Raw genomic sequence first — 20,085 nt, forward strand, 5'->3', positions numbered from 1 at the left:
GATCGTCGGGTACTGTTCTTTCTCGGGACAACCCCTGGAAAACGGGTTGGCGGCCTCTTCGAGGGCGTCGATGACGGACTGGTGGGTTACCCCCTTGGGGTATGGTGTAATTGGCAACACAACGGTTTCTGGTACCGTCATTCTAGGTTCGAGTCCTGGTACCCCAGCTCAAGATCTTCGTATCGAGCAGTCGTCACGACCGCATGACTGCCAGGGTCTTGCTCCGCCAGGAGGAGTGCTCGCACTCGCACCTGGCACGTCCTGCCCCCGTCGTCTAGCGGCCTAGGACGCCGCCCTCTCACGGCGGTAACACGGGTTCAAATCCCGTCGGGGGTACGTCTCGAGGGCCCGGTCATCACCGATGACCGGGCCTTCGTCGTTCCCGACTCTGGGCCGCGGGTCGCACGCGGCAGAACGGGCGAGCCGCACAACCCGCAGGACGTACCCAATCCTGGTAGCGTGCCGCTGACGCGCGGGACCGCACCGGATCGCGTGAGCGCTGACCCGGTGAGCCGGGTCCCGGCAGAGGAGCAGGAACATGACGCCATCAACACCCGGACGGCGGCGCATCGGCTGGCGTATCGCTCTCATCGGCCTGGGCTTGGTCCTTTCGATCGTCTCCGGGGTCATCGTCCTGCTTCTCTTCGGGCTCGCTACCATGAGCACCGCCGCGGTGAACGAGGGCGACGCCTCGACGAGCGGCGTGGTGGTCGCGGTCGCACCGGGCGCGGACGGCGAGGGCGCCGGCAGCTGCGTCCTCACCTTCACGTACACGGTCGACGGCGTCGAACGTGAGGCCGTCGACCGTGAGCCCGCGGCGATGGAAGCGTGCGACGCGGTCGTCGGCGAGACCATTCCCGTGCGGATCAACGCGGAGTCGGGCGTGGCGAGCTACGACCCGGCCCCCGCCCTCGAGGAGTTGTTCGCGTGGATCGGCCGGCTGTGGATCGTCGTCGCTGCGCTGGCTGCCGTCGGCGTCGCGGGGATCGTCCTTCTCGTGCGCGCCGTGAGGCACAACCGTCGACTCGCCGCTCAGGAGCGTGCAGCGATCCTCCCGGCCGGGGGGCTGGCTGATCCGGGCGGCGGTCCGGCGGTGTCGTGACCCGAGGCGGCGCTGGCCTCGCTCCTGTGTGACGACGGTCACTGAACGTCGAATGGCGCGCGGAGCCCGTGACTGTGTAATGTTCTCGACGGCGCAGCGAGCGGCACCTTCGGGTGAGGCTTGAGCGTCGTCCGGCCCCCGTCGTCTAGCGGCCTAGGACGCCGCCCTCTCACGGCGGTAACACGGGTTCAAATCCCGTCGGGGGTACGTTCGCGAAGGCCCGGTCATCATCGATGACCGGGCCTTCCGCATGCGCGGGGTAGTCTCGCACCTCGTGACGGCGCGCGTGCCTCGTCCGTCGCGCCCGGCTCACCGTGGAGGACCCATGCCAGCGACCCAGCGGATCTCGACCCGCAACGCGACGTTCCAGGCGTGGCACGCACTGCTCACCAACCGCAGGAAGCGCAACCAGCTCGGGGAGATGCTCGTCCAGGGCGTCCGCCCGATCTCGCTCGCGGTCGAGCACGGCTGGCCGGTCCACGCCCTTCTGCACGACGAGAACAGGACGCTGTCGGCCTGGGCGCAGGATCTCCTCGCGACGACGGGGGCGACCAGGGTCGCGATGGCGCCCGAGCTCCTCGCCGAGCTGGGGGAGAAGTCCGAGGGCGCGCCCGAGCTCGTCGCGGTCGTCGGGATCCCCGACGACGACCTCGGCCGCATCGCCGTCGGCGCGGACTTCCTCGGGGTGCTGTTCGACCGACCAACGACGCCCGGGAACATCGGCAGCATCGTGCGCTCGGCGGACGCGTTCGGCGCGCACGGTGTCATCGTCGCGGGCCACGCGGCCGACGCCTACGACCCGCGGTCCGTGCGCGCGACGACCGGCAGCCTCTTCGCGCTGCCCACCGTCCGTGTGCCCGGCCCGGCCGACGTCGTCCCCTGGGTCGAGGCGGCACGCGCGTCGGGCGTGCCGGTGACGCTCGTCGGCACGGATGAGGGCGGCGGCGTCGACCTCATGGACGCCGACCTCACGGGACCGACGCTCCTGCTCGTCGGCAACGAGACGTCGGGCCTCTCTCACGCGTGGCGGGAGCTGTGCGACGTCACCGTGAGCATCCCCATGTCGGGCGCTGCGAGCTCTCTCAACGCCGCGAACGCCGCGACTGTCGTCCTCTACGAGGCTGCGCGGCAGCGGGGCGCGGCGGGTCGTCGGGGCTGACGGAGGCTGGCCTGCTGATCCTCTGTCCCGTCGACCCCCTGACACACCGAGGCCCGCCGAGCGGGTGCTCGACGGGCCTCGGAACGGGGGCCGCTCAGCTGGCGGCGCGCCGCAGAACCTCGGTGAGGCGGTTGGCGGCGGCGACGACGGAGCCGGCGTGCAGGCGGCCGGGCTGACGGCTGAGCCGCTCGACGGGGCCCGAGATCGACACGGCGGCGACGACGCGGCCCGAGGGGCCGCGGACGGGCGCGGAGACGGACGCGACGCCGGCCTCGCGCTCCGAGACGGACTGCGCCCAGCCGCGGCGGCGGACGCCCGAGAGGATCGTCGCGGTGAATTTGGCGCCCTGGAGCCCGCGGTGGAGGCGGTCGGGCTCCTCCCAGGCGAGGAGGATCTGGGCGGCTGAGCCGGCGAGCATCGTGAGGGTTGCGCCGACGGGGATCGAGTCGCGCAGCCCGACGGGCCGCTCGGCGGCCGCGACGCAGATGCGCTGGTCGCCCTGGCGGCGGTAGAGCTGGGCGCTCTCGCCGGTGTGGTCCCGGAGGGCGGTGAGCACGGGGTTAGCGGCCGCGAGGAGGCGGTCCTCGCCGGCCGCGGTCGCGAGCTCGTTGAGCCGCGGGCCGAGGACGAAGCGCCCCTGCATGTCGCGGGCGACGAGACGATGGTGCTCGAGGGCGACGGCCAGTCGGTGGGCCGTCGGCCGGGCGAGGCGGGTGGCTGCGACGAGCTGGGCGAGCGTCGCAGGACCGGCTTCGAGAGCACCGAGAACGGCGGCGGCCTTGTCGAGGACGCCGACTCCGCTAGAGTTGTCCATAGGACGATATTGCAGTCTCGGAGGCTGAGACGCAAGTGCGACGCACCGTGTGTCGTCGCGATTCTAGTCCCTGCCGCCGCTTCGCGGCAGTCTTTGACGAGAGGAACATCCATGGCCGGCACGCTGGCAGAGAAGGTCTGGGACGCACACCTCGTGCGCCGGGGAGTCGACGGAGCCCCGGACCTCCTCTACATCGACCTCCACCTCCTCCACGAGGTGACGAGCCCCCAGGCCTTCGAGGGTCTTCGTCTCGCCGGCCGCACGCTGCGCCGCACGGACCTCACGATCGCGACCGAGGACCACAACACCCCGACTCTCGACATCGACCTGCCGATCGCGGACCTCACGAGCCGCACCCAGATCGACACGCTGCGTGCCAACGCCAAGGAGTTCGGCGTCCGCCTCCACTCCCTCGGCGACGCCGACCAGGGCATCGTCCACCAGGTGGGCCCGCAGCTCGGTCTGACGATGCCCGGCCTCACGGTCGTCTGCGGTGACTCGCACACCTCCACCCACGGCGCGTTCGGCGCCCTCGCGTTCGGCATCGGCACGTCCGAGGTCGAGCACGTCATGGCGACCCAGACGCTCCCTCTCGCGCCGTTCCGCACCATGGCGATCAACGTCGAGGGCGAGCTGCCACCGGGCACCACCTCGAAGGACATCATCCTCGCGATCATCGCGAAGATCGGCACCGGCGGCGGTCAGGGCTACGTGCTCGAGTACCGCGGCGAGGCGATCCGCAAGCTCTCCATGGAGGCGCGGATGACGATCTGCAACATGTCGATCGAGGCCGGCGCTCGCGCCGGCATGATCGCCCCCGACCAGACGACCTTCGACTACCTCGAGGGCCGCCCCCACGCGCCCGAGGGCGCGGACTGGGACGCCGCGGTCGAGTACTGGAAGACGCTGCGCACTGACGACGACGCCGTCTTCGACGCCGAGGTCACCCTCCACGCGTCCGACCTCGAGCCCTTCGTCACGTGGGGCACGAACCCCGGCCAGGGGCTGCCGCTCTCCGCGAACGTCCCGGTGCCCGAGCTCATCGCCGACGAGAACGACCGCATCGCCGCCGAGCGAGCGATCGAGTACATGGGCCTCGTCCCCGGCGCCCCGCTGCGCGACCTCAAGATCGACACCGTCTTCATCGGCTCGTGCACGAACGGCCGCATCGAGGACCTCCGCTCGGTCGCCAAGGTCCTCAAGGGCAAGAAGAAGGCCGCGGACACGCGCGTCCTCGTCGTGCCCGCGTCGGCGCGCGTGCGTCTCCAGGCCGAGGCCGAGGGCCTCGACAAGATCTTCCTCGACTTCGGCGCCGAGTGGCGCAACGCCGGCTGCTCGATGTGCCTCGGCATGAACCCCGACCAGCTCACGCCGGGGGAGCGCGCCGCCTCGACGTCGAACCGCAACTTCGAGGGACGCCAGGGCAAGGGCGGCCGCACGCACCTTGTCTCGCCGCTCGTCGCCGCGGCCACCGCGATCCGCGGCACGCTCTCGTCGCTCGCCGACCTCGACCTGCCCGAGGGCACCGACCTCACGACCTTCGACGGCTCGCCGCTCGCGCCGCTCGACCCGAACGTCCTCGTTCAGGTCTGACGCCCGCACCGGTCACCGAAGCCACACCCAAGGAGCCTGTCATGGAGAAGTTCACCACCCACACGGGTGTCGGCGTCCCGCTGCGTCGCAGCAACGTCGACACCGACCAGATCATCCCCGCGGTCTACCTCAAGCGCGTCACCCGCACGGGCTTCGAGGACGCGCTCTTTGCCGCATGGCGCGGCGACGAGTCGTTCGTCCTCAACCAGCCGGCCTACGCGTCGGGCTCCGTGCTCGTCGCGGGCCCCGACTTCGGCACCGGCTCGTCCCGCGAGCACGCCGTCTGGGCGCTCAAGGACTACGGCTTCAGGGCCGTCCTCGCCTCACGCTTCGCCGACATCTTCCGCGGCAACTCGGGCAAGCAGGGCCTCCTCGCGGCGCAGGTCGCGCAGGAGGACATCGAGCTCCTCTGGAAGGTTCTCGAGAACGAGCCCGGAACCGAGGTGACGGTCGACCTCGTCGAGCGCACCGCGTCCGCGGGCGACGTCACTGTGCAGATCCACGTCGACGACTACACGCGCTGGCGCCTCATGGAGGGCCTCGACGACATCGGCCTCACCCTCCAGCACGAGGACGAGATCACCGCGTTCGAGGCGCGTCGCGAGAGCTGGCGCCCCAAGACGCTCCCCGCGAAGCACCTGCCCAAGCAGGAGATCGTCGCCGCGCGTCCCGCAGGCGCCTGAGCGCACCCGCACCACCCCGACGCCGGGACGCCGCCATGCGGCGTCCCGGCGTCGTCGTGCCGGAGGGGAGCGGAGTCGGAGGCCACGGAATACCGTGCGTGCCGGACGGCGTTCGACCCTCGGAGCGACCGTGCACTGCGCGGTCCGGCAGATCTCACCCCGCCCTCCCACGAAGTCCACACACCGCGCGCGGCGCATCTGGCACGAAGCCCCCCAGCGATAGGCGACCATAGACCCATGACCGATCTCATCCACGTCACCGGCGGCACCCCGCTCAACGGCAGAATCCGGGTCCGCGGGGCCAAGAACTTCGTCTCCAAGGCGATGGTCGCCTCGCTCCTCGGCGACGGGCCGAGCGAGCTGAGGAACGTCCCCCTCATCCGTGACGTCGAGATCGTCAAGGGGCTGCTCGAGCTCCACGGGGTCGTCGTCGACCACGACCGTGAGGGCGGTGTCCTGCGCATGGACTCGACGGCCGTCGACTCGGCGCACGTCGCGGACATCGACGCGCACGCCGGCTCGAGCCGGATCCCGATCCTCCTGTGCGGCCCGCTCCTCCACCGGCTCGGTGAGGCGTTCATCCCCGACCTCGGCGGCTGCCACATCGGCGACCGGCCGATCAACTTCCACCTCGACATCCTTCGCAAGTTCGGTGCGGTCGTCGACAAGCGGCCCCAAGGCATCCACCTCACCGCGCCGAACGGCCTGCGCGGCACGAAGATCGAGCTGCCCTACCCGTCGGTCGGCGCGACCGAGCAGCTGCTGCTCACCGCGGTGCGCGCCGAGGGCGTCACCGAGCTCTCGAACGCCGCGATCGAGCCCGAGATCATGGACCTCATCAACGTCCTGCAGAAGATGGGCGCGATCATCTCGGTCGACACTGACCGCGTCATCCGCATCGAGGGTGTCAAGCGCCTCGGCGGCTTCCGTCACACCGCGCTCGGCGACCGCATCGAGGCGGCGTCGTGGGCCTCGGCGGCTCTCGCGACGCGCGGCGACATCTTCGTCGAGGGGGCGACCCAGCCGGAGATGATCGCGTTCCTCAACACGTTCCGGAAGGTCGGCGGCGAGTTCGAGGTCGAGGACGACGGCATCCGCTTCTACCACCCGGGCGGCGAGCTGAGCTCGATCGTTCTCGAGACCGACGTCCACCCCGGCTTCATGACCGACTGGCAGCAGCCGCTCGTCGTCGCCCTCACGCAGGCCACGGGCCTCTCGATCGTCCACGAGACGGTCTACGAGAACCGCTTCGGCTTCACCGAGGCCCTGCGCGGCATGGGCGCGACGATCCAGGTGTACCGGGAGTGCCTCGGTGGCCTCGAGTGCCGCTTCGGGCAGCGCAACTTCCACCACTCCGCCGTCATCTCGGGCCCGACCCCGCTCGAGGCCGGCGAGATCACCGTCCCGGACCTCCGCGGCGGCTTCTCGCACCTCATCGCGGCGCTCGCCGCGAAGGGCACGTCGACCGTCCACGGCATCGGACTCATCGACCGCGGCTACGAGAACTTCACCGAGAAGCTCGCGGCGCTCGGCGCAGACTTCGAACGTCCCTGAGCGCACTGTCCGGGCCGCACGGCCCGGACACGCCCGACGACGACCCCGGTCCTGGCACCCGCCGCGACCGGGGTCGCGGCGTCCCTGCCCCGGGACGAGCCTGCCCCGGTAGGATGTCGTCCCGTGCCGAAGCATCCAGCCAGCGCCAACCGCGCCTATCGCAACGTCGCGCGTCTCGTGCGCCCGCTCATGCGCTCGATGACGCGCCGCGACTGGCAGGGCATGGAGCACCTGCCGGCCTCGGGCGGCTTCGTCGTCGCCGGGAACCACATGTCGAACATCGACCCGCTGACGTTCGCGCACTACGTGTACGACGCGGGCTTCGCGCCACGCATCCTCGCGAAGGCGTCGTTGTTCAAGGTGCCGGTCGTCGGGGCGCTCCTGCGCGCGACCGGTCAGATCCCTGTCGAGCGCAACTCGACGCACGCGCACGATGCGCTCGCCCCGGGCATCGAGGCGCTGCGCGAGGGGCGCTGCGTCGCCGTGTTCCCCGAGGGCACGCTCACGCGCGACCCGGACCTGTGGCCCATGACCGCGAAGACGGGCGTCGCGCGGCTCGCGCTCGAGGCCCGCGTCCCGGTCATCCCGGTCGCGCAGTGGGGGATGCAGGACATCCTGCCCCGGTACTCCAAGCGCTTCCGCCCGTTTCCGCGCAAGCATGTCTCGGTGCACGCAGGTCCGCCGGTCCCGCTCGACGACCTCTACGACCGCTCGCTCGATGCCGCGACGCTCCGTGAGGCGACCGAGCGCGTCATGGACGCGATCACGACGATCCTCGCCGAGATCCGCGGCGAGGAGCCGCCTGCGGTGCGCTACGACATGCGGACGGCCCTGCGTGCCGCGAAGGTCGATCCCATCCAGGTCCCCGTAGGCCCGAGCCGGGGGACACCGGCCGACGCCCCTCGCCCACGTCCTGAGGAGGCCGACGCGGCACCGGGCACGACGGCTCCGGGCACGATGGAAGCAGGCCCGAGCGCACCGGGCACGACGGTGCCGGACATGACGACGGACGGCGAGGACTCATGACGGCTGAGCACAGCACGAGCTCCGGCACGACGGAGACCGAGCGCCCCCTCCGCGCCACCGTCCTCGGAACGGGCGCGTGGGGCACGACCTTCGCGGTCGTCATGGCCGACGCCGGCTGCGACGTCCGCATGTGGGGCCGGTCGTCCGAGGTCTGCGCGCAGATCACGCGCGACCACCGCAACTCCCGCAACCTCCCCGGCGTGCGCCTGCCCGCGCAGATCACGGCGACGACCGACGCAGCGGCGGCGCTCGCCGGCGCCGATCTCGTCGTCGTCGCGATCCCGTCGCAGTCGGCACGCGTGACCCTCACCACCCTGCGCGAGCACGTGCCCGCGAGCGCCGTTGCCGTCTCGCTTATGAAGGGCGTCGAGCTCGATACCGACCGCCGCATGAGCGAGGTCGTCGCCGAGGCGCTCGGGCTTCCGGCCCGGCAGGTCGTCGTCGTCTCGGGACCCAACCTCGCGCGCGAGATCGCTGAGAGACAGCCGACTGCGACTGTCGTCGCGGGCACCGACCCGGAGGCGACCGCCCTCGTCGCGCGCGCGTGCACGAACCCCTACTTCCGGCCCTACACGAACGCTGACGTCGTCGGCGTCGAGCTGTGCGGCGCCGTGAAGAACGTCATCGCGATCGCCGTCGGCATCGCGCAGGGCAAGGGCTTCGGGCTCAACACGACCGCGACGGTCATCACGCGTGGTCTCGTCGAGATCACGCGGCTCGGGCGCGCTCTCGGCGCAAGCGCCGAGACGTTCCCGGGTCTTGCGGGCATGGGCGACCTCATGGCGACGTGCGCCTCGCCGCTCTCGCGCAACCACACGCTCGGCAAGCACATCGGCGAGGGCCTCACGCTCGAGGAGGCGATCGCGGCGACCGGCGGCACGGCGGAGGGCGTGAAGTCCTCGCGCTCGGTGCTCGAGCTTGCCCGCTCGCTCGGCGTCGACATGCCCATCACGCAGGCCGTCGCGGCCGTCCTGTACGACGGCCTCGCGGTCGACGAGATGGCGCGGGCGTTGCTTGCCCGCCCGCAGAAGGCAGAAGGGCTGTAGGGCCGTGCCTGCGTGGCAGGACCTTGTCGTGGCGCTCGGCGTGGTTGCCGCGATCATCGTCGTCGTGGCGGTCCGCATCGGACGGCCCCGCCACGACGACCGACGCCGCGAGACGACCGGCAGCGACATCGCCTCGGGCATGCTCGGAGAGATGCTCGAGATCTTCCAGCCCTCGCGCACGACCCTCACCGAGGAGCGTGAGAGGGTCCGCCACGACCGGCTGCAGACCGGGGCCGCCGCGCCTCCGTTCGGCGTCGACCTCGAGGCGGGCACGGCCGTGCTGCCGGGCCGGTCGACCGCGGTGCCCGCAGCGGCCCACGCGGTGGACGGAGGTTCGCGCGCGGACGACGATCGTGCCGGGACCGGGATCGGTCCCGGGACTGGGACCGGGAACGGGAGCCCCGGTTCACGCACAGCCGGAAGCGCCGCCGACGCGCCGACGGGCCGGGACTGACCCGGGCTCAGCGCGGCAGGCGGAGCTCGACGATCACCGGGTCGTGGTCGGACGCGAGGGGCGTCGCGTAGCGCGTGCGGCTCGAGAGGCGGTGGTCGACCTTCCACGCCGTCACCGTGACGCCGCGGGGGACGAGCACGCGGTCGATGTGGTCGCCCCAGAGGGTCGACGTGCGCATCGTGCCCGACGTGCCGATCGCCGAGTTCTGGTGCGGGTGCGACTGGTAGCGCAGCGCGACGTCGTAGGCGTCGTCGTACCCCTTGCCCGCGAGCGCGATTCGCGGACCGTCGACGTTGCGGCTGCGGCTCGAGTTGGTGTCGCCCGCGTAGATGACGGTCCGACCCGGGAGGGCCTTCGTCACGGCGGCGTGGACCGCCGCCGTCTCACGCTTGCGGTTGGCGTCCGCCCCCGCGCGCTCGTCGACGTGGAGCCCGACGAACGCGTACGTACGACCCGTGGCGCGGGAGCGGGCCTCGACCCAGCACGCGCCGTGCGTCGCGTCGTCGTCGAACGCCTCGAAGGTCATGCCTCCCGCGGTGCCGGGGACGGCGGTGAGCGTCGCGTCGCGCAGGAGCACGCCGACGTTGTTGTCGTACGCGTCACCGGTGCCGTCGCCCGGCTTGCAGCCGCGTGTGAACGTGCCGGCGAGCGCGTTCTCGAGGTCGCCGCGCTCCTCGTTCTCCGCGAGGGCGCGGTCGCCCTCCTGGATCGTCACGACGTCGGCCCGACGCTTCGAGGTGCCGACCGTGAGCCGTGCGATGCGGTCGGCGACCCGCGCGGCGCGGCTCGGTCCCCAAGCGGGCAGCTTGCCGGACGCGCAGCCCGAGCACACGTTGTACGTCGCGACGGCGAGCCGTTCGCGACCCTTCGTCGCGGCACGGTCGCGCTCGGTCGTCATCCGACAGTGCGGCGCGCTGCGCGGCCCGACGGTCCTCGGGCCGCGCAGCCCGCGCACGACGACGCAGTAGACGGTTCCCGGCTTGAGGCGCGTGAGGCGGGCTTTCTGCGTCGTGCCCTTCGTCGCGGCGAAGCTCCGGGTCCGGGTCGCGGACGACCGCGTGATCTGGGCGCCGCTCAGAGCCTTGCCCGAGCGGGAGGCCACGAGATCCACCTCGTAGCGGGTGGCGCCCTTGACGCGCGGCCAGCTGATGCTGAGGGTCACGGTTCCGCCTGTGACCGACTGCGCGGTCACCCACGGCGCTCCGGCCTTGGGCAGTGCGGCGGATGCGGGCGCCGCGGCGGGGAGCGTGAGCACGAGTGCCGCGACGGTCGCGAGCACGAGCACGATCGGTCGGCGGGCGCGGGCGAGCAGCATCGTGGGTCCTCTCGAGGTGAGGACCTGAGTCTAGGCCCTGGCCGTCGTGCGCGACACGGGGTGGCAGGGCTGGCGACCGCGGGGCCGCCGCCGGACGAGACGTCAGCCCTGTGCTGCGCGCAGTGCCCGGTCGAGGTCTGCCCAGAGGTCCTCGACGTCCTCGACGCCGACGCTGAGGCGAAGGAGGTCCTCGGGCACGGTGACGGACTCGGTGCCGAATCGACGGCGACGCTCGAGCGTCGACTCGACTCCGCCGAGGCTCGTCGCGGGCGTCCACAGTGCGACGCGCGCGACGACCGCGTCAGCGGCGTCCGCGCCGCCGCGAGGCCGTACGCCGAGGATCGCGCCGAACCCGTCCATGAGCCGGGCTGCGCGGCCGTGACCCGGGTCCTGCGGGAGGCTCGGGTGCCGGACCTCGACGACGTCGGGGTGCGCCGCGAGCCGCGCCGCGAGCACCGCGGCGTTGGCCTGGGCCCGCTCGACGCGCAGGGCGAGCGTCCGCAGCCCGCGCAGCGCGAGCCACACCTCGAACGGACCTGCGATCGCGCCGTGCGACGTCCGGTAGGCACGGAGATGGTCGGTGAGGTGCTCGCTCGCGCCAAGAGCGATGCCGAGCACGACGTCGGAGTGCCCCGCGAGGTACTTCGTCGCGGAGTGCACGACGATGTCGGCGCCGTGCTCGAAGGGCCGCTGGACGAGAGGTGTCGCGAACGTCGAGTCGACCGCGACGAGCACGTGCCGCGAGTGGGCCGCCTCGACGAGCGCCGGGAGGTCGGCGACCTCGAGCATGGGGTTCGTCGGCGTCTCGACCCACAGGAGGTCCGCGTCGTCGAGAGCCCGGGTGACCTCGTCGGTGTCGGCGACGTCGACGCGCCGCACGTCGAGCCCACGCTCGATCGCGAGCTGGTCGAGGAGGCCGAGCGTCGCCTGGTAGGCGTGGCGCGGCACGACGACCGCGCCGCCGAGCGGCACGAGCGCGAGCACCGCGGCGACCGCCGCCATGCCCGAGCCGAAGACCGTCGCACCGTGCCGACCGCCCTCGAGCGCCGCGACGGCCTCCTCGAACGGCTCCCACGTCTCTGTGCCCATGCGTGCGTAGAGGCGCTCGCCGGGCACAGGGGGCCCCTGCGAGACGTACGTCGAGGACAGCACGACCGGCGGGTTGACGGGCGCACCCTGGACGGGCGCAGGGCGGCCGGCGACGACCGCGAGCGTCGCGGGCGACAGCGCCGCGGCGGCGTCGACGGGAGCGGGGTCGGGCGTGGCGTCGTGCGTCGTCATGCCCGCAGGTTACGCCCGCACGACCCCTCCGGGCGTGCTGGGACGGGCGCGGGTCCGTCTCGTGGTCCGGCGGTAGGCTTGCCCGCGATGGACACGCACAGCACGCCCCCCGCCACCGTCCCCGGCACCCGCCCCCGCGTCATGGTCCTCTTCGGAGGCCGCTCGGGCGAGCACGCCATCTCCTGCGCGACCGCCGCCGGCGTCCTGCGCGCGATCGACCGGGAGCGCTGGGACCCGGTCCCCGTCGGCATCACCCGGCAGGGTCAGTGGGTCGTCGCCGCCGACGACCCTGCGGCGTGGGAGATCATCGACGGCCGCCTGCCCGAGGTCGAGGCGTCGCACGCCGACGTCGTCCTTCCCATGGCCACGCACGCGCGGGAGGTCCAGGTTCTCACGCCCGGCGAGGTGCCGAGCGCGCTCGGCGCCGTCGACGTCGTCATGCCGCTCATCCACGGGCCGTTCGGCGAGGACGGCACGCTCCAGGGCATGCTCGAGATGTCCGACGTCCGCTACGTCGGTGCCGGCGTCCTCGCGTCAGCCGTCGGCATGGACAAGCACTACATGAAGGTCGTCTGCGAGTCCGAGGGGCTCGCGGTCGCACCCTACGTCGTCGTGCGCCCGGGCGCGTGGGAGCGTGAGCGCGACGCGTTGCTCGCGCGCATCACCGAGCTCGGGCTCCCGCTCTTCGTCAAGCCCGCCCGCGCCGGCTCGAGCCTCGGGATCTCGAAGGTCGACGACCTCGCCGACCTCGACGCCGCGATCGTGGCGGCCCGTGAGCACGACCCCAAGGTGCTCGTCGAGCAGGGTGTCGCCGGGCGCGAGATCGAGTGCGCGGTCCTCGGCGGGCACGGGGGCGACCGTCCGCGCGCGTCGCTGCCCGGCGAGATCGTCGTGCGCGATACCAACCGCGCGTTCTACGACTTCGACGCGAAGTACCTCGGCGAGGGCGACGTCGAGCTCTCGTGCCCCGCCGAGCTGCCCGCGCACGTCGTCGCCGCCGTCCAGGACGTCGCGGTGCGCACGTTCGAGGCGCTCTCGAGCGAGGGGCTCTCGCGCGTCGACGTCTTCGTCACACCCGACGAGCACGTCATCGTCAACGAGATCAACACGATGCCCGGGTTCACGCCGTTCTCGATGTACCCGCGCATGTGGCAGGAGTCGGGGCTCGGCTACGCCGAGCTCATCGACGAGCTGCTGACGCTCGCCCTCGAGCGGCCCACCGGACTGCGCTGAGCCCCTGCCGCCCGCGCAGCGCCGCGCCAGCCTCGCGCGCAGCGCAGCGCGGGCCTCAGTAGCAGTGTCGCGTCTGCGGCGCGGCGGACACCGCGCGGTTGAGGTCGACGACGGCCGCACCCGACGTCCCCGCGGGCACGCGCACCTCGACGGCCGGGGTGCGGCCGTACGTCGTGAACACCCAGTCGCCCGTCCGCGACTCCTCGACGACGATCCAGTCGACGCTCGCGCCCGTGACGTCCGCGATCGCCTGGCACTGGTCGGTCGTCGGGCCGGGCGGCTCGACGCCGCAGCGGAGCGTCACGGCCTGCGCCGTCGTGCCCCACGCGGCCGTCGCCTGCGCGGACGCGGTGATGCGGTCGAGGTTCCCGAGCTTGTCCGGCACCGCGAGGACGATCGACGCGCACAGCGGGTCGGTCGCGTAGGGCGCCGCGGTGAGCGAGATCGACGGCGCGCACGCCGCGAGCGGCGCGGCGACGGCCGCGACGGCGAACAGAGCGGCGAGCGGGTGCGGGCGGTGCGCAGGGACCTGGGACGACGGACGGTCGGGGAGAGGCACGGCTCCACGCTACCCGTCCGGCACCGTTAGGTTGGGCGCGTGACACCTGTGACCTCGCGCGGCCCGGGCCGCGACCGGCTGACGCTCGTCGGTGACCTTTCTGAGTCGGAGCTCCTCGCGCGCTTCGTCCCTCTGCTCGGCGCGCCGGGCGCCGCGCTCGTCGGACCGGGGGACGACTGCGCGGTCCTCTCGGCACCCGATGGGAAGGTCGTCGTGAGCACCGACGTCCTCGTCGAGGACGTCCACTTCAGACGGGCCTGGTCGAGCGCCCGCGAGGTCGGTCGGCGTGCGGCTGCGCAGAACCTCGCGGACGCCGCGGCCGTCGGCGCCGTCCCCACGGGTCTCGTCGTGTCGCTCGTCCTGCCCGGCGAGCTGCCCGCCGTGTGGGTCGAGGACCTCGCGCGCGGCCTCGACGACGCGTGCCGGCCGTGGGGAGCGGGGGTCGTCGGCGGGGACCTTGCGGGCGGCCCGCTCGTCGTCCTCGCCGTGACCGTCCTCGGCGACCTCGAGGGCCGGGCGCCCGTGCTGCGCTCGGGAGCCCGGCCCGGTGACGTCGTCGCGCACGCGGGCGTCCGGGGTCGCTCGGCCGCGGGGTTCGCGCTCCTCGACGCGGGGCGCGCCGACGACGCCCGCGTGCCGGCTGACGTGCGCGCGGTCGTGCTCGACGCGTTCCGTGTCCCGTCGCCGCCGGTCGGGGCCGGTCGCGCCGCGGCGGTTGCGGGCGCGACCGCGATGCTCGACGTGTCCGACGGGCTGCTGCGCGACGCCGGACGGATCGCGTCCGCGAGCGGCGTGCGGCTCGCGTTCGACGATCCGGCGGACGTTCTCGCCGACGAGGTCGCGCTGCTCTCACCCGTCGCCGCTGCGCTCGGCGCGGACGCGACGCAGTGGGTGCTCGCGGGAGGTGAGGATCACGGCATGCTCGCGACCTTCCCGCCCGGGGTGGCGCTGCCCGACGGCTTTCGGACGCTTGGACGCGTCGAGGAGCTGCCGACGGACGGTGCGAGAGTCACCGTCGGGGGTCGTGCCGTGCGTGCCGGGGGCGGTTGGGACCACTTCGGCCCGGGGAAGGACTGAGGACCGGGGACGGAGCGAGGGGCTCCGATCAGAGAGGCAGTGCCGTGCGTTGAGGCGGCCGACGACTCAGGATCTCGTGCGGACGTAGCGCACCTCGGTGAGGTGCGTGCCGCTGAACTCCTCGAGCCGCTCGACGCCGTCGGGCGCGAGCCCGTGGCGGCGGTAGAAGTGACGCGCACGCTCGTTGTCCGCGAAGACCCAGAGCGTGAGCCGCGCGGTCTCAGGGACCTCCGTGAGCAGCGTCCGCATGAGCTCGCGCGCGGCGCCCGTGCCCCAGGACTCGGGGGAGAGGTAGATGGCGTAGAGCTCGAGGTCGCCGTCGTCCGCGTCCTCGTCCCGGGCCGGGCCGAGCGTCGCGAAGCCGATCGCGCGGTCAGCGACCTCTGCCACCCACGTGCGGATGCGCGCGTCGGTGAGGTAGCCGTGCCACCGCTGCTCGCGCACGTCGACGTCGAGCGTCGCGAGGACGTCGTCCGGGACGATGCCCGCGTAGGCGCTGCGCCACGACGTGATGTGGATGCGCGCGACCGCGGGCGCATCCTCGACCGTCGCGGTCCGGATCGTCAGGGCGTTCATCTCCTGCACCATGTGCCAAGACTGCCACCCGATCGGTCATGGGTCCACCGAGGAGAGGCAAAGGACCTGCGATGTTCACCACGGGGCGGTGCGATCGTCGTCAAAGAACGACGTCACCCGCTCGGGGGGCGTCGCGTCCCGGGGGAGCGTGCACCGGGCGCCGCCGCGACGGACCTGGGAACGACGAAGGCCCGCGTCCCCGGGGGGGATGCGGGCCTTCGTCAAGCCGTGGGCTCAGGCAGGGCGCTGGACCTTGCCGGCCTTGAGGCACGAGGTGCACACGTTCACGCGCTTGGGCGTGCCGTTGACGATCGCACGGATGCGCTGGATGTTCGGGTTCCAGCGGCGCTTGGTACGCACGTGCGAGTGCGAGATGGAGTGCCCGAAGCTCGGACCCTTGGCGCAGACGTCGCAGTTGGCGGCCACTGTCTCTCCTGAAATAGTCGGTCGTGCGAGCCGCGTGGACGCGGCCGAGGCGTGAAGGCGGCGTGGCCTGGACATGGCCCGACCCTGCGAAGAGGAGTCGTGGGCCTGCGTCGAGCGCACCGCCGAGCCCGGGTCGTCCCGGGCAACCTGAACAGAGTACCTGATCGCCACCGCCACTCCCAAACACGTGGACGGACATGTCCTGTGGCGTGCGTCTCGCCGGTTGTCGGTCGTGCCGCGTACCGTGGACGCGACCTCGCCAACAAGCCTGCTCCGGGACGCCGGGTGCCCCGCCGCCGTGGCATCGTGGAGGCGTCCGCCCGACCCCAAGGAGACTCCCCGTGGAAGCCCGTCTCGACGCCGCCGCGGTCCGACGCTGGGCCGACCTCGCGGTCGCCGCGCTCGAGAGAGCGCGCGAGCGGATCGACGCGGCGAACGTCTTCCCCGTCGCGGACTCCGACACGGGGACGAACATGCTGCTCACGCTCGCTGCGGCACGGCGCGCGGTCGACGACGCGGAGGACGACGCAGCGGGCGCACTCCTGGACCTCGCACGCGGCGCGCTGCTCGCGGCGCGCGGCAACTCCGGGATCATCCTCTCCGAGCTCCTGCGCGGTCTCGCCGTGGGCGCCGAGCGTGCCACGCGCGACCACGGTCCGAGCGGGCACCTCGCGGGCCTCGACGCGGCGGGCGTCGCGATCGCCCTCCGCACGGGCGCGGGCGCGGCTCGCGCCGCGGTCGCGCGGCCGGCCCCGGGCACGATCCTCACGGCCGCAGACGCGGCGGCGTCGGCCGCGGAGCGTGCCGCCGCCGACTCTGGAGCGACGGCCGCCGCTGTCGTGCGGGAGGCCGTCGCCGGCGCGCGGACCGCCGTTCTCGGCTCTCCCGACGAGCTCGACGTCCTCGCCCACCACGGCGTGCTCGACGCTGGGGCGTTCGGCCTCACGCTCGTCCTCGCGGCGCTGCGCGACGCGCTTACGGACCCCGCCACCCGCGACGCGGCGGCCTCCGCCGTCGACCTGCCCGACGACCTCGCGGCCTCCGGCGGCCGCCGTGACGTCGGCACGCTGCACCCGGGCCACGTGGTCGCCGCAGGGGAGGCCGACGGTGCGTTCGAGGTCATGTACGTCGTCGAGGCAGACACCGACGGGGGCGACCTCGCCGACGGGCTCCGCGCACGGCTCCGCGCGGTCGGCGAGTCGGTCGTCGTCGTCGGCGGCGACGGCGTCTGGCAGGCGCACGTCCACACGGACACGCCGGCGGCAGCCCTCGAGGCGGCCGAGGGGGCTGGCCTCCGGCAGGTGTGCGTCCGCTCCCTCCTCGTCCCTCCGGGCGACGTCGGCGTCGTCGCCGGGGTGAGGAGCCCCGGCCTGCTCGCGGACGCCGCCGGCACGGGAGCCGTCGTCCTCGCGCGCACCGACCGGCCGTGGACGCCGTCGGAGCTCGTGCGCGTCCTCGAGGACACGGGCCGCAGCCACATCGTCACCGTGCTGCGCTCCGACTCGGTCGCGACCCTGCGCAGGTCCCTGCACCGCATGCCTGGAGTGACAGTCGAGGCGGTCGTCGTGCCCGACGACCTCCACGTCGTCGCCGCGCTCACCGCGCGCGAGGAATCGCTCGGCCAGCACGGCGACGAGGCACGGGCGCTCGAGGACATGCGTGCCGCGGTCGCTGCGCTGCGCTGGTGCGACCTCGACGTCCGCACGGCCGACGTCGCCGCGGGGCTCACAAGCCTCGGCGAGCCCGGCGACGTCGGGCTCGCGATGGTCCTCGTCGGCGGCGGCGTCCCCGCCGACGACCTCGCAACGTGCCGCGCGCACCTCAAGGCCCGGCCCGGCCTCGACGTCGTCGAGCTCTTCTCGGGCCGCGACGACACGGTCCTGCGGGTGGGGCTCCTGTGAGCGAGCTCGCGGTCCCCGCCGACGCCTCGGGGCTCGACGCACCGCTCGAGCGCGTCCTCGGGAAGCCGACGGCCAAGGGCCTCGCGACGCTCGGCCTCACGACCGTCGGCGACCTCCTGCGGCACTACCCGCGGCGCTACGTCGAGCCCGGTGAGCGCACGAGCATCGCCGACCTCGAGGTCGGCGCGCACGTCACGGTCGTCGCGCAGGTCGAACGCGCGACGGTCCGCACCATGCGGGCGCGCTCGGGCGCGATCCTCTCGGTCGTCGTCACGGACGGGTCCCGCAGCCTCGACCTGTCGTTCTTCGCGCGGCACGCGGGCGCGCTGCGCCCGCACGAGTCGCGGCTCGTGCCGGGTCGTCTCGCGCAGTTCTCGGGCACCGTGAGCGAGTACCGCGGCGCCCTCCAGCTCACACACCCCGACTACGAGGTCATTGAGGACGCCGAGGGGCTCGGCGAGATGCCGCCGACCCCCATCTACCCCGCGACTGCGCAGATGCCCTCGTGGAAGACGGCGCGCGCGGTGCGGGCCGTCCTGCCCGCGCTCGTCGACGGCCTGCCTGAGCCCGTGCCGTTCGAGGTGCGCGCGCGGCGCGGTCTCATGTCGCTGCCTGACGCGATCCGCACCGTGCACGCGCCTGCCACGGTCGCCGACGCCTACCGGGCGCGCCGCACGCTGCGCTTCGAGGAGGCGCTCGTCCTTCAGACCGAGCTCGCCCGCCGCCGGCACGCCGCGCTCGCCCTCTCGGCCGTGCCGCGGCCGCGCGCCGAGGGCCCGTCGCTCCTCGCGGACCTCGACGCCCGTCTGCCGTTCGACCTCACGGCGGGGCAGGTCGAGGTCGGTGACGAGATCGCCGCCGACCTCGGGCGGGCCCACCCCATGCAGCGGCTCCTCCAGGGTGACGTCGGCTCGGGCAAGACGCTCGTCGCGCTGCGCGCGATGCTCCAGGTCGTCGACGCGGGCGGGCAGGCGGTCCTCCTCGCGCCGACCGAGGTCCTCGCCCAGCAGCACCACCGCACGCTCACGGCGCTCCTCGGCCCGCTCGCCGAGGGCGGCCTGCTCGGTGGTGACGAGCGTGCGACGCGCGTCGCGCTCCTCACGGGGTCGCTCGGTGCCGCGGCGACGCGTGAGGCGCTGCTCGACGCGGCGAGCGGCCGCGCGGGCATCGTTGTCGGTACGCACGCGCTGCTCTCCGAGAGGGTCCAGTTCGCCGACCTCGGTCTCGTCGTCGTCGACGAGCAGCACCGCTTCGGCGTCGAGCAGCGCGACACGCTGCGCACGCGGGGCGACGACGTGCCACACATGCTCGTCATGACGGCGACGCCCATCCCGCGCACGGTCGCCATGACCGTCTTCGGGGACCTCGAGGTATCGACGCTCACCGAGGTGCCCCAGGGGCGCGCAGGCATCACGTCGCACGTCGTGTGGGCGGACCGGCCCGCCTGGGTGCAACGCGTCTGGCAGGTCGCCCGCGAGCACGTCGACAGGGGTGAGCGCGTCTTCGTCGTGTGCCCGCGGATCACGGGCGACGACGCCACGTCCGACGGCGCCGACCTGCTCGACGACCTCGCCGCGCAGCTCGGCGGCGGCACGTCGTCGGGCGCCTCGTCGCCCGACGGCGTTGCTGCTGGCAGCACGGGCGCGGGCACCCCGCCCGCGCGACGCGCGGTCGAGGACGTCGTGCGCGAGCTCGAGGGCATGCCCGTCCTCGGGGGCGCGGCGATCGGCACGCTCCACGGCCGGATGCCGTCGGACGAGCGTGACCGCGCGATGGCCGCGTTCCTCGAGGGACGCACGCAGGTCCTCGTCGCGACGACCGTCATCGAGGTCGGCGTCGACGTGCCGCTCGCGACCGTCATGGTGATCCTCGACGCCGACGTCTTCGGCATCTCCCAGCTTCACCAGCTGCGTGGTCGCGTCGGCCGCGGCACGCTGCCCGGCACGTGCTTCTTCGTGACACGCGCCGAGGAGGGCTCGGACGCCGCGCAGCGCCTCACGCACCTCGCGGGCACGACCGACGGCTTCGAGCTCGCGCTCCTCGACCTCTCGGTGCGCCGCGAGGGCGACGTCCTCGGCGCGTCGCAGTCGGGCGGTGCGAGCTCGCTGCGGCTCCTGCGCGTCGTCAAGGACGCGGACCTCATCGCGGAGGCGCGCGAGGAGGCGACGGACCTCGTCGCGGCCGACCCGACGCTGGCGGCGTTCCCCGCGCTCGCGGCCGCGGTCGAGGCGCGGCTCCGGGGCGTCGAGACCGCGTTCCTCGACCGCGGCTGAACGTGCCGCGGTC

Annotated in this window: 18 protein-coding genes and 3 tRNA genes; 15 read left to right on the forward strand and 6 right to left on the reverse strand. The window is 73.2% G+C overall.

Annotation, left to right across the window (positions count from 1 at the left end; genetic code table 11):
• Nucleotides 1-95: 95 nt before the first annotated feature.
• The 5 genes from IGS67_RS10940 (at nt 96) to IGS67_RS10960 (ending at nt 2,261) form a co-directional block, all read left to right on the forward strand.
• Nucleotides 96-167, forward strand: a tRNA-Gln gene (locus IGS67_RS10940).
• Between the two features lie 96 nt (nt 168-263).
• Nucleotides 264-336 (forward strand) — tRNA-Glu (locus IGS67_RS10945).
• Nucleotides 337-538: 202 nt separating this feature from the next.
• A complete protein-coding gene (locus tag IGS67_RS10950) occupies nt 539-1,102 on the forward strand; it encodes a hypothetical protein (RefSeq protein WP_192280872.1) in 564 nt (187 codons plus the stop codon).
• A gap of 134 nt (nt 1,103-1,236) precedes the next feature.
• Nucleotides 1,237-1,309, forward strand: a tRNA-Glu gene (locus IGS67_RS10955).
• Between the two features lie 118 nt (nt 1,310-1,427).
• Nucleotides 1,428-2,261, forward strand: coding sequence for a TrmH family RNA methyltransferase (locus tag IGS67_RS10960; RefSeq protein ID WP_192280874.1), 834 nt, complete (start codon nt 1,428-1,430; stop codon nt 2,259-2,261).
• A gap of 94 nt (nt 2,262-2,355) precedes the next feature.
• On the opposite strand, the gene IGS67_RS10965 is transcribed toward IGS67_RS10960, so the two are convergent.
• Nucleotides 2,356-3,075: an IclR family transcriptional regulator gene (locus tag IGS67_RS10965; RefSeq protein ID WP_192280875.1), complete on the reverse strand. Its 720-nt coding sequence runs from the start codon at nt 3,073-3,075 to the stop codon at nt 2,356-2,358.
• 111 nt (nt 3,076-3,186) lie between these two features.
• On the opposite strand from IGS67_RS10965, the gene leuC reads away from it, so the two are divergent.
• From leuC to IGS67_RS10995, 6 genes are all read left to right on the forward strand, one after another.
• Nucleotides 3,187-4,668, forward strand: coding sequence for a 3-isopropylmalate dehydratase large subunit (leuC, locus tag IGS67_RS10970; RefSeq protein WP_192280878.1), 1,482 nt, complete (start codon nt 3,187-3,189; stop codon nt 4,666-4,668).
• A 41-nt stretch (nt 4,669-4,709) separates the two neighbouring features.
• On the forward strand, nt 4,710-5,351 hold the full coding sequence (gene leuD / locus IGS67_RS10975; RefSeq protein WP_192280881.1) for a 3-isopropylmalate dehydratase small subunit: 642 nt from the start codon (nt 4,710-4,712) through the stop codon (nt 5,349-5,351).
• 237 nt (nt 5,352-5,588) lie between these two features.
• Nucleotides 5,589-6,905 carry a UDP-N-acetylglucosamine 1-carboxyvinyltransferase gene (gene murA, locus IGS67_RS10980; protein WP_192280884.1) on the forward strand — a complete coding sequence of 439 codons (1,317 nt, stop codon included), beginning with the start codon at nt 5,589-5,591 and terminating at the stop codon, nt 6,903-6,905.
• Nucleotides 6,906-7,028: 123 nt separating this feature from the next.
• Entirely contained in the window at nt 7,029-7,931 is a 903-nt protein-coding gene (locus IGS67_RS10985; protein ID WP_328742468.1) for a lysophospholipid acyltransferase family protein, read from the forward strand.
• Nucleotides 7,928-8,977 (forward strand): NAD(P)H-dependent glycerol-3-phosphate dehydrogenase, encoded by a 1,050-nt coding sequence (locus IGS67_RS10990; RefSeq protein WP_192280887.1) that lies wholly within the window; start codon nt 7,928-7,930, stop codon nt 8,975-8,977. Before IGS67_RS10985 ends, IGS67_RS10990 begins: the two co-directional genes overlap by 4 nt.
• Nucleotides 8,978-8,981: 4 nt before the next feature.
• On the forward strand, nt 8,982-9,431 hold the full coding sequence (locus IGS67_RS10995; protein WP_192280890.1) for a DUF6191 domain-containing protein: 450 nt from the start codon (nt 8,982-8,984) through the stop codon (nt 9,429-9,431).
• Between the two features lie 7 nt (nt 9,432-9,438).
• Here the strand turns inward: IGS67_RS10995 and IGS67_RS11000 are convergent, their stop codons facing one another.
• Nucleotides 9,439-10,746 carry an endonuclease/exonuclease/phosphatase family protein gene (locus IGS67_RS11000; RefSeq protein ID WP_192280893.1) on the reverse strand — a complete coding sequence of 436 codons (1,308 nt, stop codon included), beginning with the start codon at nt 10,744-10,746 and terminating at the stop codon, nt 9,439-9,441.
• 102 nt (nt 10,747-10,848) lie between these two features.
• Entirely contained in the window at nt 10,849-12,027 is a 1,179-nt protein-coding gene (locus IGS67_RS11005; protein WP_192280896.1) for a trans-sulfuration enzyme family protein, read from the reverse strand.
• Between the two features lie 87 nt (nt 12,028-12,114).
• On the opposite strand from IGS67_RS11005, the gene IGS67_RS11010 reads away from it, so the two are divergent.
• Nucleotides 12,115-13,260 (forward strand): D-alanine--D-alanine ligase family protein, encoded by a 1,146-nt coding sequence (locus IGS67_RS11010; protein WP_235978097.1) that lies wholly within the window; start codon nt 12,115-12,117, stop codon nt 13,258-13,260.
• A gap of 55 nt (nt 13,261-13,315) precedes the next feature.
• Here IGS67_RS11010 and IGS67_RS11015 read toward each other — a convergent pair whose 3' ends face one another.
• Complete coding sequence (locus tag IGS67_RS11015; protein WP_328742473.1) at nt 13,316-13,819, reverse strand: DUF3515 domain-containing protein; 504 nt, start codon at nt 13,817-13,819, stop codon at nt 13,316-13,318.
• A 39-nt stretch (nt 13,820-13,858) separates the two neighbouring features.
• Between IGS67_RS11015 and IGS67_RS11020 the strand changes: the two genes are divergently transcribed.
• Nucleotides 13,859-14,896, forward strand: coding sequence for a thiamine-phosphate kinase (locus IGS67_RS11020; RefSeq protein ID WP_328742475.1), 1,038 nt, complete (start codon nt 13,859-13,861; stop codon nt 14,894-14,896).
• 66 nt (nt 14,897-14,962) lie between these two features.
• Here the strand turns inward: IGS67_RS11020 and IGS67_RS11025 are convergent, their stop codons facing one another.
• Together IGS67_RS11025 and rpmB are read right to left on the reverse strand one after the other, a co-directional pair.
• Nucleotides 14,963-15,484 (reverse strand): GNAT family N-acetyltransferase, encoded by a 522-nt coding sequence (locus IGS67_RS11025; RefSeq protein WP_192280899.1) that lies wholly within the window; start codon nt 15,482-15,484, stop codon nt 14,963-14,965.
• Between the two features lie 222 nt (nt 15,485-15,706).
• A complete protein-coding gene (gene rpmB / locus IGS67_RS11030; RefSeq protein ID WP_102507850.1) occupies nt 15,707-15,898 on the reverse strand; it encodes a 50S ribosomal protein L28 in 192 nt (63 codons plus the stop codon).
• Between the two features lie 341 nt (nt 15,899-16,239).
• On the opposite strand from rpmB, the gene IGS67_RS11035 reads away from it, so the two are divergent.
• Nucleotides 16,240-17,799 (forward strand): DAK2 domain-containing protein, encoded by a 1,560-nt coding sequence (locus tag IGS67_RS11035; protein WP_192280902.1) that lies wholly within the window; start codon nt 16,240-16,242, stop codon nt 17,797-17,799.
• Entirely contained in the window at nt 17,796-20,072 is a 2,277-nt protein-coding gene (locus tag IGS67_RS11040) for an ATP-dependent DNA helicase RecG (RefSeq protein WP_192280905.1), read from the forward strand. Before IGS67_RS11035 ends, IGS67_RS11040 begins: the two co-directional genes overlap by 4 nt.
• Nucleotides 20,073-20,085 lie beyond the last annotated feature (13 nt).

Source organism: Flavimobilis rhizosphaerae, assembly GCF_014852685.1.
GTDB lineage: Bacteria > Actinomycetota > Actinomycetes > Actinomycetales > Cellulomonadaceae > Flavimobilis > Flavimobilis rhizosphaerae.

What these genes read in the sequence shown, in the direction of transcription:
- murA (WP_192280884.1), top strand. Translation starts at nt 5,589, where the DNA reads ATGACCGATCTCATCCACGTCACCGGCGGCACCCCGCTCAACGGCAGA.
- IGS67_RS11005 (WP_192280896.1), bottom strand. Translation starts at nt 12,027, where the DNA reads ATGACGACGCACGACGCCACGCCCGACCCCGCTCCCGTCGACGCCGCC.
- IGS67_RS11010 (WP_235978097.1), top strand. Translation starts at nt 12,115, where the DNA reads ATGGACACGCACAGCACGCCCCCCGCCACCGTCCCCGGCACCCGCCCC.
- IGS67_RS10965 (WP_192280875.1), bottom strand. Translation starts at nt 3,075, where the DNA reads ATGGACAACTCTAGCGGAGTCGGCGTCCTCGACAAGGCCGCCGCCGTT.
- IGS67_RS10960 (WP_192280874.1), top strand. Translation starts at nt 1,428, where the DNA reads ATGCCAGCGACCCAGCGGATCTCGACCCGCAACGCGACGTTCCAGGCG.
- IGS67_RS11025 (WP_192280899.1), bottom strand. Translation starts at nt 15,484, where the DNA reads ATGGTGCAGGAGATGAACGCCCTGACGATCCGGACCGCGACGGTCGAG.
- IGS67_RS10950 (WP_192280872.1), top strand. Translation starts at nt 539, where the DNA reads ATGACGCCATCAACACCCGGACGGCGGCGCATCGGCTGGCGTATCGCT.
- IGS67_RS11000 (WP_192280893.1), bottom strand. Translation starts at nt 10,746, where the DNA reads ATGCTGCTCGCCCGCGCCCGCCGACCGATCGTGCTCGTGCTCGCGACC.
- leuC (WP_192280878.1), top strand. Translation starts at nt 3,187, where the DNA reads ATGGCCGGCACGCTGGCAGAGAAGGTCTGGGACGCACACCTCGTGCGC.
- IGS67_RS10990 (WP_192280887.1), top strand. Translation starts at nt 7,928, where the DNA reads ATGACGGCTGAGCACAGCACGAGCTCCGGCACGACGGAGACCGAGCGC.
- leuD (WP_192280881.1), top strand. Translation starts at nt 4,710, where the DNA reads ATGGAGAAGTTCACCACCCACACGGGTGTCGGCGTCCCGCTGCGTCGC.